13 protein-coding genes are annotated in these 13,919 nt (G+C 45.8%); 8 read left to right on the top strand and 5 right to left on the bottom strand.

Translation table 11 applies throughout. The features are described from left to right. Positions 1-11: 11 nt before the first annotated feature. From prmA to kdsA, 7 genes are all read left to right on the top strand, one after another. The gene (gene prmA / locus ACYIA1_RS02645; protein ID WP_413639666.1) at positions 12-863 is read left to right on the top strand and encodes a 50S ribosomal protein L11 methyltransferase; all 852 of its coding nucleotides are present in this window, start codon (positions 12-14) and stop codon (positions 861-863) included. 89 nt (positions 864-952) lie between these two features. Next, the gene (locus tag ACYIA1_RS02640; RefSeq protein WP_005861840.1) at positions 953-1,174 is read left to right on the top strand and encodes a YtxH domain-containing protein; all 222 of its coding nucleotides are present in this window, start codon (positions 953-955) and stop codon (positions 1,172-1,174) included. Between the two features lie 7 nt (positions 1,175-1,181). Then, on the top strand, positions 1,182-1,589 hold the full coding sequence (locus tag ACYIA1_RS02635; protein ID WP_005861838.1) for a phage holin family protein: 408 nt from the start codon (positions 1,182-1,184) through the stop codon (positions 1,587-1,589). Continuing rightward, on the top strand, positions 1,549-1,923 hold the full coding sequence (locus ACYIA1_RS02630; protein WP_005865964.1) for a hypothetical protein: 375 nt from the start codon (positions 1,549-1,551) through the stop codon (positions 1,921-1,923). Before ACYIA1_RS02635 ends, ACYIA1_RS02630 begins: the two co-directional genes overlap by 41 nt. 185 nt (positions 1,924-2,108) lie before the next feature. Next, the gene (gene gap, locus ACYIA1_RS02625; RefSeq protein ID WP_005861834.1) at positions 2,109-3,110 is read left to right on the top strand and encodes a type I glyceraldehyde-3-phosphate dehydrogenase; all 1,002 of its coding nucleotides are present in this window, start codon (positions 2,109-2,111) and stop codon (positions 3,108-3,110) included. A gap of 69 nt (positions 3,111-3,179) precedes the next feature. Next, positions 3,180-4,103 (top strand): tRNA (adenosine(37)-N6)-dimethylallyltransferase MiaA, encoded by a 924-nt coding sequence (miaA, locus tag ACYIA1_RS02620; RefSeq protein WP_005861832.1) that lies wholly within the window; start codon positions 3,180-3,182, stop codon positions 4,101-4,103. After that, entirely contained in the window at positions 4,100-4,903 is an 804-nt protein-coding gene (kdsA, locus tag ACYIA1_RS02615) for a 3-deoxy-8-phosphooctulonate synthase (protein WP_044545592.1), read from the top strand. The genes miaA and kdsA overlap by 4 nt, the downstream gene beginning before the upstream one ends. A gap of 62 nt (positions 4,904-4,965) precedes the next feature. Here kdsA and ACYIA1_RS02610 read toward each other — a convergent pair whose 3' ends face one another. After that, positions 4,966-5,616, bottom strand: a complete 651-nt coding sequence (locus ACYIA1_RS02610; RefSeq protein WP_369799702.1) for a Crp/Fnr family transcriptional regulator — start codon at positions 5,614-5,616, stop codon at positions 4,966-4,968. A gap of 213 nt (positions 5,617-5,829) precedes the next feature. Between ACYIA1_RS02610 and ACYIA1_RS02605 the strand changes: the two genes are divergently transcribed. Then, the gene (locus tag ACYIA1_RS02605) at positions 5,830-8,034 is read left to right on the top strand and encodes a DUF5686 family protein (protein WP_121960997.1); all 2,205 of its coding nucleotides are present in this window, start codon (positions 5,830-5,832) and stop codon (positions 8,032-8,034) included. Here ACYIA1_RS02605 and ACYIA1_RS02600 read toward each other — a convergent pair. Genes ACYIA1_RS02600 through ACYIA1_RS02585 form a run of 4 tightly spaced genes read right to left on the bottom strand, consistent with a single transcriptional unit; the run spans position 8,028 to position 13,816 of the window. Continuing rightward, the gene (locus tag ACYIA1_RS02600; protein WP_122144285.1) at positions 8,028-8,900 is read right to left on the bottom strand and encodes an N-acetylmuramoyl-L-alanine amidase-like domain-containing protein; all 873 of its coding nucleotides are present in this window, start codon (positions 8,898-8,900) and stop codon (positions 8,028-8,030) included. The genes ACYIA1_RS02605 and ACYIA1_RS02600 overlap by 7 nt on opposite strands. Positions 8,901-8,903: 3 nt before the next feature. Next, positions 8,904-10,925, bottom strand: a complete 2,022-nt coding sequence (gene uvrB, locus ACYIA1_RS02595; protein WP_057329073.1) for an excinuclease ABC subunit UvrB — start codon at positions 10,923-10,925, stop codon at positions 8,904-8,906. A 3-nt stretch (positions 10,926-10,928) separates the two neighbouring features. After that, a complete protein-coding gene (locus ACYIA1_RS02590) occupies positions 10,929-11,123 on the bottom strand; it encodes a PspC domain-containing protein (RefSeq protein ID WP_008774065.1) in 195 nt (64 codons plus the stop codon). 50 nt (positions 11,124-11,173) lie between these two features. Next, positions 11,174-13,816, bottom strand: coding sequence for a DUF5916 domain-containing protein (locus tag ACYIA1_RS02585; RefSeq protein WP_480334290.1), 2,643 nt, complete (start codon positions 13,814-13,816; stop codon positions 11,174-11,176). Between the last annotated feature and the right edge of the window lie 103 nt (positions 13,817-13,919).

The raw sequence follows: 13,919 nt of genomic DNA, 5'->3' as shown, positions 1-13,919 counted from the left end.
AAAGATACGACATGAACTACTACGAACTTAGTTTCACATACACCTCCCCTATCGAGAAAGAGATTATCAATGACGTGCTGGCCGCCGAGTTGGGGGAAATCGGTTTTGAGAGCTTTACGGAAAGCGAGAAGGGTTTGCTGGGATATATATCCGAGGCTTTATACGACAAAAAGACATTGGATGATAAACTGGCCGACTTTCCGCTAGAGAATACCCGGATCGATTACACCTCCAAATGGGTAGAAAGCAAGGACTGGAATGAGGAATGGGAGAAGAATTATTTCAAACCCATCCGGATCGGAAGCGAATGCATCATCCGTGCCTCCTTCCACGAGGCGGAGCCCGGCTATACATATAATATAATAATAGACCCGAAAATGGCTTTCGGCACCGGCAATCACGAAACGACTTATTTGATGATAAGCGAGATGCTGAAACTAGACCTAGAAGGCAAGGAGCTACTGGATATGGGATGCGGCACAGCCGTGCTGGCCATCTTGGCCCGGCTGAAAGGGGCGAAACGGGTAGCGGCCATCGACATCGACGAATGGGCTTATAACAACGCCCTAGAGAATATCCGCCTGAATCATACCGAAGACATACAAGTTGCCTTGGGCGGCGCCGAGAAAATCAAGGAATTCGGGCAATTCGACATCGTCTTCGCCAATATCAACCGGAACATCCTCCTGAATGACATTTGTCAATATACAAACAGTATGAAACCGGGAAGCATCCTATTTATGAGCGGCTTTTATGTAGAAGATATCCCGGCGATAGAAGCAGAATGTCAGAAGAACGGGCTGAAATTGGATTCTTATAACGAAAGAAATAACTGGGTTGCCGTGAAGGTCTTAAAAGGATAACTTTTTTTAACAACAAAAGTTAAGACAAGGATAAACCTTAATCCAAATAAATACGTTATCTTAGTGGAAACTTCTAAAAAGAAAAAGTTATGAAAAGCGTAGATTCAAAATTATTACTTGGCCTTGTAGTAGGCGCGGCTGTTGGTGCCGCTGTAGGTTATTTGGCAGCGACAGATAAGAGAGAACAATTACTGGAAGAATTGAACGGTGTTGTCGGAAAAGTAAAAGAAGGTTTTAACTCCGCTCTTGCCAAATATAAAGAAGGAAAGCAAGAAGTAGTACAGGCAACAGAAGAAATCGTAGCTGAATAAGCTTTGTATGGAGAAAGATTCAGGAACAGTCTTCCGTGAGCTGAAAGAAGATGTATCGGCTTATGTGGAGTTAAAACTTGAGCTCCTAAAGTTGAGTACATATGAGAGAACGGGTAAAGTCATAGCCGTTCTCTCATATGGCTTGATATTATTGTTTTTGGCATTCTTCGCCATCTTGTTCATATTCTTGGCCTTGGGCTTCTTCCTAGGGGATTGGCTCGGCTCCTCCGGGTTCGGATTCGGTATCGTGGCGGTCTTGTACCTGCTACTTATCGGCATTATAATAATGAATAGGGACAGGATCAGCACAAAAGTATTAAATGAGGTAATAGCCGCCATGACGGCGAATGACGATAAAAATAATGCGACAAACGATGAACAACCAGCAAACCCCACTGGAGAAACTGATTTCTGACAAAGAACGCATACAGAGACAATGTAAGCGGCAGGAACAGAAATTGAATGAGGATTTCTCTTATATACAGGAGAACGCCGGAAGTTTGTTGTTATCCGGACTATCGTCTCTCCTTTTCCCTAGCAATAAGTCAACGACAAAAACAAACGACAAGAACACAGCTCCCGTAACGGCCGGACAACCCTCCATCGCTTTAGGGATCTCAGACTATTTATCCATAGCGAAAGGTATGATTCCCATCGCTTGGGATCTCGCTCAACCATTTATTATGACGTGGGGAATCAAAAAAGCGAAAAAATGGTTCTCAAATCTCTTATTCAAGAAAAAGAAATAACCTCCAACAATTAATTTATGTTAGAGGGCAGTTTTTTTCTCGCTATATTATAAGGCTCAATACAAAAAACATGACTACATTTGCAGTCGTTAAAGCAAGGATAAAATGAATATCTACTCCTTGCGATGGATAAGAGATAAAAATAAAGACTTATTATTAATAAACCCATAAAAAGTTTTATTACAATGATCAAACTAGGTATTAACGGTTTTGGCCGTATCGGACGTATGGTGTTCCGTGCTGCAGTTGCTAACTTTGGCAACGATATTCAAGTTGTAGGTATCAACGACCTTTTGGATGCTGATTACTTGGCATACATGTTGAAATATGACTCAGTACACGGTCGTTTCGACGGCGAAGTAGCTGTAGAAGACGGCGCTTTGGTTGTAAACGGTAACAAGATCCGTTTAACTGCTGAGATGGATCCTGCTAACTTGAAATGGAACGAGGTTGACGCTGACGTTGTTGTTGAGTCTACTGGTTTCTTCTTGACAGACGAGACAGCTCGCAAGCACATCCAAGCTGGCGCTAAGAAAGTTATCATGTCTGCTCCTTCTAAGGACGCTACTCCTATGTTCGTTTACGGTGTTAACCATACAACTTACGCAGGTCAAGACATTATCTCTAACGCTTCTTGTACTACAAACTGCTTGGCTCCTATCGCTAAGGTTTTGAACGACAAGTTCGGTATCGTTAAAGGTTTGATGACGACAGTTCACGCTGCTACAGCTACTCAGAAGACTGTAGACGGTCCTTCTAAGAAAGACTGGAGAGGTGGTCGTGGTATCCTTGAGAACATCATCCCTTCTTCAACGGGTGCCGCTAAGGCTGTAGGTAAAGTATTACCTGTATTGAACGGCAAATTGACAGGTATGGCTTTCCGTGTACCGACTTCTGATGTTTCTGTTGTTGACTTGACAGTAGTTCTTGAGAAAGAGGCTTCTATGGCTGACATCTGCGCTGCAATGAAGGAAGCTTCTGAAGGCGAATTGAAAGGTGTTCTTGGTTATACTGAAGACGCAGTTGTTTCAACTGACTTCCGTGGCTGTGCTAACACTTCTATCTTCGACGCTAAAGCTGGTATCTCTTTGGATTCTAACTTCGCTAAGATCGTATCTTGGTACGACAACGAGTGGGGTTATTCAAACAAAGTTTGTGAGATGGCTCGCGTTATCGCTGGTAAGTAATTTATTACCACTCTACATAGAAAAGGCTATCCTCTTTGAGGATGGCCTTTTTTTTCGTACGTTTGTATCATGAAATCATATGAACTTATCACGATTCTAGGGCCTACGGCTTCCGGAAAGACGACCTTCGCCGCCGCTCTCGCCGCCCAGTTGGATACGGAGATCATCAGCGCTGATTCCCGGCAGATCTATCGTTCTATGGATATCGGGACGGGTAAGGATTTGGCCGATTACAACGTGAATGGAAAACAAATCCCCTATCACTTGATCGATATCTGCGAGCCCGGCTATAAATATAACGTATTTGAGTATCAGCATGACTTTTTCCGGGTCTATGAGGATATGAAGCGGAGGGGTAAACTCCCGATCTTATGCGGAGGAACCGGGATGTACATAGAGGCCGTATTAAAAGGATATAAGCTATTAGACGTGCCTCAAAATCCTGAGCTAAGGGAATCCTTGAGGAATAAAACCTTGGAGGAGCTGGAAACCATCCTCGCCTCTTATAAGATATTACATAATAAAACGGACGTGGACACCGCCCAGCGGGCTATCCGTGCGATCGAGATCGAGGAGTATTATAAGACTCAGGCACCAGACGTAAATGAATATAATCCGATCAACAGCCTGATCATCGGTATCCACATCGACCGGGAATTACGTAGGGAAAAAATATCCAGACGCTTGCGGACCCGGTTGGACGAAGGAATGGTGGATGAGGTTCGTACGATCTTGGCTACGGGTGTTAAACCGGAGGACTTGATCTATTACGGATTGGAATATAAGTTTCTTACTTTATATATTATCGGGGAGCTTTCTTTTGAGGAGATGGTCTCGCAACTCGAGATAGCGATCCATCAATTCGCCAAGAGGCAAATGACTTGGTTCCGGGGCATGGAACGCCGGGGTTGCGAGATTCATTGGATAGACGCCACCCTACCGACCGAAGAAAAAATAGCGACAACAATGCGAATTCTAAATAATCAGCTATGATAACAATAAACGATCTAAATAAAAGCGAGAACTTCTTCTTGATGGCAGGTCCTTGCGTAATCGAGGGGGAAGATATGGCGTTACGTATCGCCGAGAAAATAGTGGGTATCACGGAAAGACTGCATATACCCTATGTATTCAAAGGCTCCTATCGGAAAGCGAATCGCTCCCGTCTGGATTCTTTTACGGGCATCGGGGATGAGAAGGCGTTAAAGATCTTACGGAAGGTGGGCGAGACGTTCAATATTCCCACCGTTACCGACATCCATGAGACAACGGAAGCTGCCATGGCCGCCGAATATGTCGATGTCCTTCAAATCCCGGCTTTCCTATGCCGCCAAACGGATTTATTGGTAGCGGCGGCCGAGACCGGGAAGATCGTCAATATAAAGAAAGGACAGTTCCTTTCGCCGGGTGCCATGCAATTCGCCGTACAAAAGGTAGTGGACGCAGGAAATGATAATGTCATGATCACCGAGCGGGGAACGACATTCGGCTATACCGACCTTGTTGTCGATTTCCGGGGTATCCCGCAAATGCAAACATTCGGTTTCCCAGTCATTATGGATGTAACCCATTCCTTGCAGCAACCGAACCAAACCTCCGGCGTGACCGGTGGATTGCCCGCCCTTATCGAGACGATAGCGAAAGCCGCTATAGCCGTAGGCACGGACGGCCTGTTTATAGAGACCCACCCGGAACCAAGCCAAGCCAAATCCGACGGGGCCAATATGCTAAAACTGGATTTATTGGAAGATCTTTTGACACGTTTGGTACGTCTACGCCAAGCGATCCTATAAAAAATAAGGGGCCCTTACTAAAAAGGCCCCTTTATTTCTTATTTTTACGATCAATAATCTAATTATCCCATCTTGCTGATCTTCTTCAACCGATCTTCATCTATCAACTTAATCTTTCTACCGTCTAAAGCAATGATACGTTCCGCCACAAAGGTGGACAACGTGCGAATAGCATTCGATGTAGTCATATTAGATAGATTTGCCAGATCTTCACGAGCCAAATAGATGCTTAACGTAGCACCGTCTTCTTCCAACCCGTAACTATCTTTCAGGAATAACAAAGATTCAGCTAATCGCCCACGAATATGTTTTTGCGTAAGGTTAACCGTACGTTCATCCGAGATACCGAGATCAATGGATAATTGTCGGATGAAAAACATAGCCAAATTCGGATTGCTCATTAAAAGGCCCGTAACCACTGTCATAGGAATCATGCAAACCGTAGAAGCCTCGAATGCGGAAGCGTTCGTCAAGTAATCTTCTTGAGCGAAACTAGCCCGGTAACCAAAATACTGCACAGGCTTAATCATTCGGATAATCTGGCTTCTGCCACCTACTCCATCCTTGTAAATCTTCACTTTACCCTTTAACAAGCACATCATGTCCTTTGGTTCGTCGCCCTCGCAATAAATCAACTCGTTACGTTTGAAATGCTGGATCGTCGAATTACTACGGAGGATCTCACGTTCCTTATCGGTCAGAACCCTCCACACCTCTGATAAACTGGCCGATAAATCGACCTCTTCTTTTTGCTGTTTAACCACGACTGCTATATAACATACTTATGAAGCACAAATATACGATTTTTCTTTTGAAAAAATAAAAACTTTTGTACGATTAATTACACCATATTGTAACATTTTACTTTCTTTCACGTCTAAACTGAAATTTATTCATTATGTTTGTCTGGAAAGAATGTAAAATCGTTGAAAAAGTTATATTCGATACTTACCTTGATTTTAATCTCTATAAGTATTTTCGCAAAGAGCACTGATACTTATAGTGATAAGATCCTGTCTTTTGGCAAGGGGAATCGAGAAACGAGAGAACGGGCGGACTCGATCATGCACCTTGTCATCGAAAAAGCGGCCCAATACCAAAATACGGTATCGAAATACGAGGCTGAGATTTATATCAAAGGACGTACAGAAATTTTAAAACAAAATATGTTAATACGTCTCGCCCATCATATCTTTCCTATCGACCGGAAAAATAAGGATATGCTTTTTGAAATGGTCTGTCAATCTAAATTTAACGCCCCGCAGAATTATCTTCATGATCTAAAGGCGGTCAACGGAAACAGCATACCCAACGGGAAAAAGCAGCAGGAGGCCTTGGCCTTCTTGAATTTGAACGTATACTCCCCTACCGCTTACGATGATGCTATCTTCATGCCGATAGCTAGCAACGCTTTTAAGTTTTATACGTTCAACTTGGAAGGGCTGGAGACTATCAACGGCTTGACGATTTACAAAATCCGTTTCCTACCGAAGCAATGGAGCCAGAAATTGGTATGCGGGGATCTATATGTCATCGACCAGTCATGGACGATCGACAAGATCGATATGAACGGTCGTTACTCTTTCGCCGAATTCAACCTAGTCATGAGCTACGGACGGGATTTCAGACGGTTCATCCTACCCGAGAAGGCGGATCTATTCCTCCGATACAGGGTATTGGGAAACGCAGTGGCAACCACCTACCATTCTTCCTTTAAGTATCAGGAAGTGGAATGGGTGGAGGAGGACAACGAAAGCCATAAATGGAAATCCTTGGACCTGACCAATTATTACAAACTCTCGTCCGATACGGTTCCTATTATCAGGGATTCCACGTATTGGAATATCCATCGTGACAATCCCTTGAGTCCGGATGAAACCCACTTATATAGTAAAGCCCAAGAGCAGAATATAAGTAAAATCGATACGGCCGATGATCTCCAGAAGTACGTTAAGCTAACGGAGCAGTTGACGAATACGGTCAATATGGATTATAAAACGACCCGTATTAAATATTCCGGCTTTCTAAATCCGTTCCAATTGGGTTATTCCGCCCGTAACGGCATCACTTACAAACAGCGATTCCGTATCAGCAAGACATTCGCCCGTGACAAACAGATTCGTTTCCGTCCGGAGATTGGTTACGTATTCAAGCGCAAGCAGATATTTTTCAAGGTCGGAGGCGATTGGGAATACTCGCCGCAGAAACGGGGAATCTTATCGGTAGAAGTAGGAAACAGTAATGAGAGTTATTCTTCCGAGATCACCCAAAAGATCAATGAGGAATTGAAGGATTCCACCTTCAATTTCGATGATTTAAACCTTGAGTATTTCAAACATTACTATGCGGAAATAAAAAACTCCATCGAGTTATTCAATGGGTTTCAATTAACAACAGGCATCTCTTACCATCGCCGTATCCCCTCTAAAAAGAAAGTGGCGATTGATCCCGGGGATGATGTAGAGGAAATACTTAGTCAAAATTATAATGACTTTACGCCCACGCTCGGTTTCTCCTATACCCCCCGCCAATATTATCGCATGGACGGATACCGGAAGGAGTATGTCTATTCTTACTATCCCACGATATCAATCGAAATAGCGAGAGGTATCCCCGGAGTCGGGAAAAGCTCAGGAGATTACGGACGTATAGAGGCGGACGTGCATCAAAGCCTTATGCTTGGCCTGTGCAGACGATTGAACTATCATATCAGCGCCGGTCTTTATACACAACAGAAGTCTACCTATTTCGCAGACTTTAGGTATTTCACCCGCAGGAATTTCCCCGATACGTGGGATGATCAGATTGGCGGAGTCTTCAATCTACTGAAAGGCGAGTGGTTCAATGCCTCCGATAAGTATATACAAGCACATTTCATGTATGAAAGCCCTTTTATCTTATTTAAGGTTCTCCGCATCAACTCCACGAAAAAGTTCATGCAAACGGCCTCACGCTATATCCTCTCCGAACGCTTTTATTGGAGCCAGCTATGGACACCGGTCTTGCCTAGCTATACGGAAGTCGGATACGGGATCGGGAACCATATCTTTAATATCGGGATATTCGCCGGATTCGATCGCTGGCATTACCAAAGCATGGGATTCAAGTTTGCCTTCGAGTTATTTCAATGAATCGATAGTGGGCGGGCTACCAATATCCCTTTACAGCTCTTTATCCCCTCGGCGTAATCTCGTAAGGAGGATGCTTGGATGATTCCCTTTTTAGCGGAAGAAGAGGCATGGATAAATGTCAGTTGTCCATCCTTCCAATAGGCGATCCCGACATGCGTCACGTCCAGCCCCTTGATAGAAGTAACAAAACAGAGGATATCGCCATTCTTGATTCCGGACGAACATTTCTCGATCTCCTGTTTAGGCACATAATAATGAGGACGTAGGTTTATCTCCTTTTCCTTATCGGCCATCCTTCGAACTCTTTCCGGATGGTTCTTCAGTTGCTTATAGCTATCCGGATGCGTAGAGATAAAAGATAAATCCAAAGGTAGGGAGGCACCACCGATTTCCCTCCCCATATCTTTCACGATTCCTTTTCGCTCATTCTCATAGAACCAGTCCGTCATATAATGCAAACGATCTGTGTAATCCCCTATCGTACCCTCTCTGTACCGGAGCCGTTGTAGATTCTCACAGAAGTTCTCAAAGGTAGTTTTTTCCTCTCGCAGGGTACGGGATAAAGCCAATACGGTCTCCGCGAATGTGGTGCAATCCAATTCCCGCAGATTGACCACCAAGCCCTCCGGCTCCTTTTCCAAGGTAGAGGCGACATAAGGAGTCCCCCGGAAGAAAAGGGCGGTATGGATCATTAGCTCGTCTAGGGGTAACGACTTCTTAGGTTCCATCTGAGTACAATACCGATCGAAAATAGCACGATCCTCATCCGTACAATACAATTTACGGGATGTATGCTCTTGGGCGTTCACTAAAAACACCATACATACACACACCCAAAAACCGAGCAGTAGCATTCCCCTTCTCATAAGCTAATCCTTTTTCGTTTTCAGTAAATCCTCCAATTTCACCAGCTCGTCACGGAATTGGGCAGCCTCGATGAAATCCAGTTTCTTCGCCGCCTCTGTCATCTGTTTGCGAGTCCGCTCGATCGCCTTCTCAAGCTGCGTACGGTTCATGTATTGCACGACCGGGTCCGCTACCAAGCTTGGTTCCGGCTCTATATAAGCGTAAGGCTCCGCCGTTTGTTGTTTCTCGGCAAGCATGGATACACTGTTTTTCATGACTTGCTTCGGAGTAATGCCATGCGCCTCGTTATAAGCCATCTGTTTCTCCCGCCGGCGATTGGTCTCGTCCATGGTCTGTCGCATACTCGCCGTGATCTTATCGGCATAGAAGATAACCTTTCCGTTCACGTTTCGGGCGGCACGTCCGGCTGTCTGTGTCAAGGATCGGTGGGAACGCAAAAAGCCTTCCTTATCCGCATCCAAGATAGCGACCAACGAGACTTCCGGTAAGTCCAGCCCCTCGCGTAGCAGGTTGACACCGATCAGCACGTCAAACAGGCCATTCCGCAGGTCGTCCATAATCTGTACCCGCTCCAAGGTATCTACATCGCTATGTATATAGTTGCATCGTACCCCCATGCGGGTCATATACGTAGTCAGCTCTTCCGCCATACGCTTGGTCAAGGTAGTCACCAAGACTCGTTCGTCTTTTGCCGAGCGCTGCGTGATCTCCTCCATCAAGTCGTCGATTTGGTTTAATGAAGGACGGACATCGATAATCGGGTCCAGCAGGCCTGTCGGACGTATCACCTGCTCCACCACCACTCCCTCGCTCTTTATCAACTCGTAATCGGCGGGAGTAGCGCTCACATAAATGCCTAGAGGCGTCAACGACTCGAACTCATCGAAGGTAAGCGGACGGTTATCCATCGCCGAGGGCAAACGGAAACCATACTCCACCAAGTTTTTCTTCCGGGCATAATCCCCGCCATACATCGCACGAATCTGCGGGATCGTCACATGGCTCTCGTCTACGACAAGCATGAAGTCTTTCGGGAAATAGTCCAACAAGCAGAAAGGACGATCTCCCGCCGCACGTCCGTCGAAATAGCGGGAATAGTTCTCGATACCCGAGCAATGCCCTAGCTCCCGGATCATTTCCAGATCAAAAGTGACACGCTCATACAGGCGTTTCGCCTCAAAGGGCTTACCGATCTCCTTGAGGAAATTCACCTGCGTACCCAGATCCACATCGATCTGGCCGATCGCCATATTGATACGCTCTTGGGTGGTCACGAATAAATTAGTAGGATAAATATTCAGCTCATCCTGTTCATCATATTCCTCGCCTGTCAACGGATTAAAAGAGGAGATGCGGTCTATCTCATCATCCCAGAACTCGATACGATACGCCATACCGTCGAAGGTCTCGATCGCTGGGAAGATATCCACCGTATCGCCATTCACACGGAAACAGCCGCTTTTGAACTCCAGCTTATTATTCACGTACAGGGCGTCTACAAACCGGCGCAACAACTTATCCCGGTCGATACGCATACCCCGTTCCAGATGCGTCACTTTCTCGGCGAAAGCCGTAGGATCCGCCATACCATACAAGCAGGATACGGATGAGACCACGATCACGTCCTTACGACCCGACAATAAGGAAGCCGTAGCCCTCAAACGCAGCTTATCGATCTCCTCATTGATCGCCAAGTCTTTCTCTATATAGGTATCGGTAGAAGGTAGATAGGCCTCCGGTTGGTAATAATCATAATAAGAGACAAAGTACTCTACCGCGTTATTGGGGAAAAACGCTTTAAACTCACTGTACAACTGAGCGGCAAGCGTCTTATTATGACTGAGTATCAAGGTTGGTCTCTGAACTTCCTTTATCACGTTAGCGATCGTAAACGTCTTACCGGAACCGGTAACACCCAAAAGAGTTTGGAAAGGGACACCACTCTTGATCCCTTCCGACAACGCCGCAATCGCCTCGGGTTGGTCACCCGTGGGACTGAACGAAGACGATATTTCAAAATTCATCCTTTACCCGATCTGTTGTTTAGGCATTACCAACCACAAGATAACGTATAACAGTCCGCCGAATCCAGCGAAGAAAACCATCAATACCCACACGATCCGTACGATCGTCGGATCGATATCCAAGTATTCCGCAAGACCAGCACAAACGCCACCTATCATCTTATTATTCGAACGAGTCAATCTTTTCTTCTCTTCCATATCTTATTATATCTTTATCAATATACAAAACTAATGAATCTCACTCATATTTACAAGTTGAACCAATAATTCATTTTGATCATGAACGTATTTGTAGCGGGGAGTCCCCACATACGATTCAGATTACTTCCCCAGCCGGAGGAATACCAGTTGTCCCGGTTGGACATCCGGTGTTCCCATACGAAATAAAGCGTGGAGCCGGGCAAGTATTCCCAGCGGGCTACCAAGTTGGAACGAAACTCGTTAAACCTAAAATCCGGGTTCCTGAAAGGCATCTGCTCAGCTCCCTCCCCGATGGTATAGACTCCATCCGCATAAGTCAAATGATCCGGATCAATACGTTGGAAACGGTTCTCAAAGGTATGCGACTTCGTATCCGCCGCTAATTTAAAATCATCGTATTTAGCGATAGAGGTGAACGGGGCGCCATAGAATTGAATGGAAATATCGGGGGTCACGTTCACTTGTAATTTCAGCGTGAGACCATAGGTCTTCTGATCCATGTGGCCCATAACATAAGCAGGGGCAGAGCCACGTGCGCCAAGCGGATGCGTCGTAGCCACATATTGCATCTCATCCGTATTCCATGCGTAATCCAGTTGCCCGGACAAATAGACATGGTTTCCCAAGCGGAAGGTCAGGCTCGGCGAGATCGTATTGAAGCGATTTCCCTCGAAATTATGATCGCCCTCGTATTTGAGCATGAACATCATTCGTTTCGCCTTATCGGTATTGAACTTAGCGGAAGTTAAGAAATAAGAACCGAAGCGAACATCCGGTCCCCCTCGCAATAAGCGGCTATCCAGCCAATTCCAAGCGAAGGTTTCCTTGACATCCCATTCATACCGGTTCATCGTCATACTTTGCCAACGCAAGGAAGCGTTGTTGCTAAAAGGAGTACCGCCGTAATTCCACATATTCTTTTGGGACAGGGTAAAGGCGTTGTACCGGAATATCTTCCAGATATCGGTCTGCCGATACATGATCTCCGTCTCATTCATCAGATAATCCGTCTCCTTCATATATCCCATATCATTCAAGTCGAGACCGGGTGACGACCAAGTAAAGGTCTCCGAGAAGTTCCATTTGGCGTTTCCTTTCCGTCCCACTTTCACATAACCACCCGTTCCGGTCAGGGAGCGACGGGTAGGATCCACCCCCAGATAATCGGCGGAGGAAGCCCTTTGATAATAATGCGCCACGCTATTCTGCAAGGCCGTGATCGCTCCGGCGCTACCATGCAAGGAACTCAACATTCCCTTTACATCTATATAATAAAGGCGATTCTTGAAATACTGGGTAAAATCAATACCCGCCGTGAAAGCGTTACGCACCATAAAATCTTCCAGATAAGGCTGATCCAAGGCACGGTTTACCGAAGTCACCATACCGCCCAGCAAGGTATTCCCCTTCCAGTTCTTTTGCACACGGGCCACGGTATAGTTTGTCAAAGGCTCCACGACTTCCACATCCTCCACCCCATTACGGGTAACCTTGGAGGAGGAACGTGCCGTCACACTCTCGATCACTCCGATCGTCAAGCCCCGTTTATTCGTACCCGTCAGTTTCAAAGCACCAATAATCGGCACATTCTCTTTCGTCTCGGCATAACTGCCTACGTTGTCTATACCCCGTGGCGTATAAGAGGGAGAGGCGCCGATCCTACGGGTATAAAACATCATATCGCTACCGTTCGCGAAATCCAAGATATGTTTTCCTTCCAAGAAGAAGGGGCGTTTCTCATCGTAAAACGTCTCGTAAGCCGTAAGGTTCATTACGGAGGGATCCAACTCCACTTGTCCGTAATCCGGATTGATCGTCATATCCAACGTATAATCCGAGAGGGCGAACTTAGCGTCCAAGCCCACGTTTCCTCCCCAGCTATGTCCTTTTTGATAAGGGCTGCCATCTATCCGGGGTTCCTGCCTGTATTTACCCATTACATACGGCAAGAACTCGATGCCGCGAGGCTTGGGAACAGAGTCCATGCCGCTCATGTTACCGAACGAAAAGACATGTCCGTTATTCTTCAAGGGAATCATGCTCCAATTTTGCACCTCGTTATTCCTACGTATGATACGGCGTATGTGCAAGCCCCAAACGCCATCCTCCGATTGCTGGTTATAGCGCAACTGGCTGAACGGGATACGCAGCTCGGCGGTCCAACTGGAATCCGCCCGATCAATATGCGTCCGGCCCTCCCAAACGGCGTTCCAGCTCTTATTGACATCCAACTTGTCGGTAACGATTAAATCGGTCTTATTCCCTCCCAGATTGATATTGAATTCCGGCGCCGCCCGATAATCATGGTAGGTATCGAAAGCGACACTGATCAAATCGCCCAGACTATTATCATCCCGGTTCCCGATAAAACGATTCATCTTATCCGGCACGGCGTCCTTACAATACACGCCTATATAGATATATTTATCATCATAGAAAAGTTTCACCCGGGTCGGAGATTGGGTGATCGCCCGCTCATAAGGGATAATCTGTACGAAACGATCCGACCATTCGCCTTGCTTCGTCCAAAAGTCCTCATCCAACTTACCGTCGATCGTAGGTTTCACTCCCGATACTTTCCGGATATTATAGGTACGTTTATACGCTTTCTCAAAGGGGACGATCGAATCTTGCTGGGCTTCGCACAACAACGAGATTCCTAAAAACACGAGTAGAGTCAGATATTTCATAATGGCCTAGACTATAAGATAACAATAAGCCTCAAAGATACACACTTCTTTTCAGAAAAGAACACATCTTCCTTAGATTTATCGCAACGAAGCCGAAGGCATA

Source organism: Parabacteroides sp. KHUB-02, from assembly GCF_056640955.1.
The sequence above is the reverse complement of the archived record's forward strand: the minus strand, read 5'-3'. Positions and strand labels throughout refer to the sequence as shown.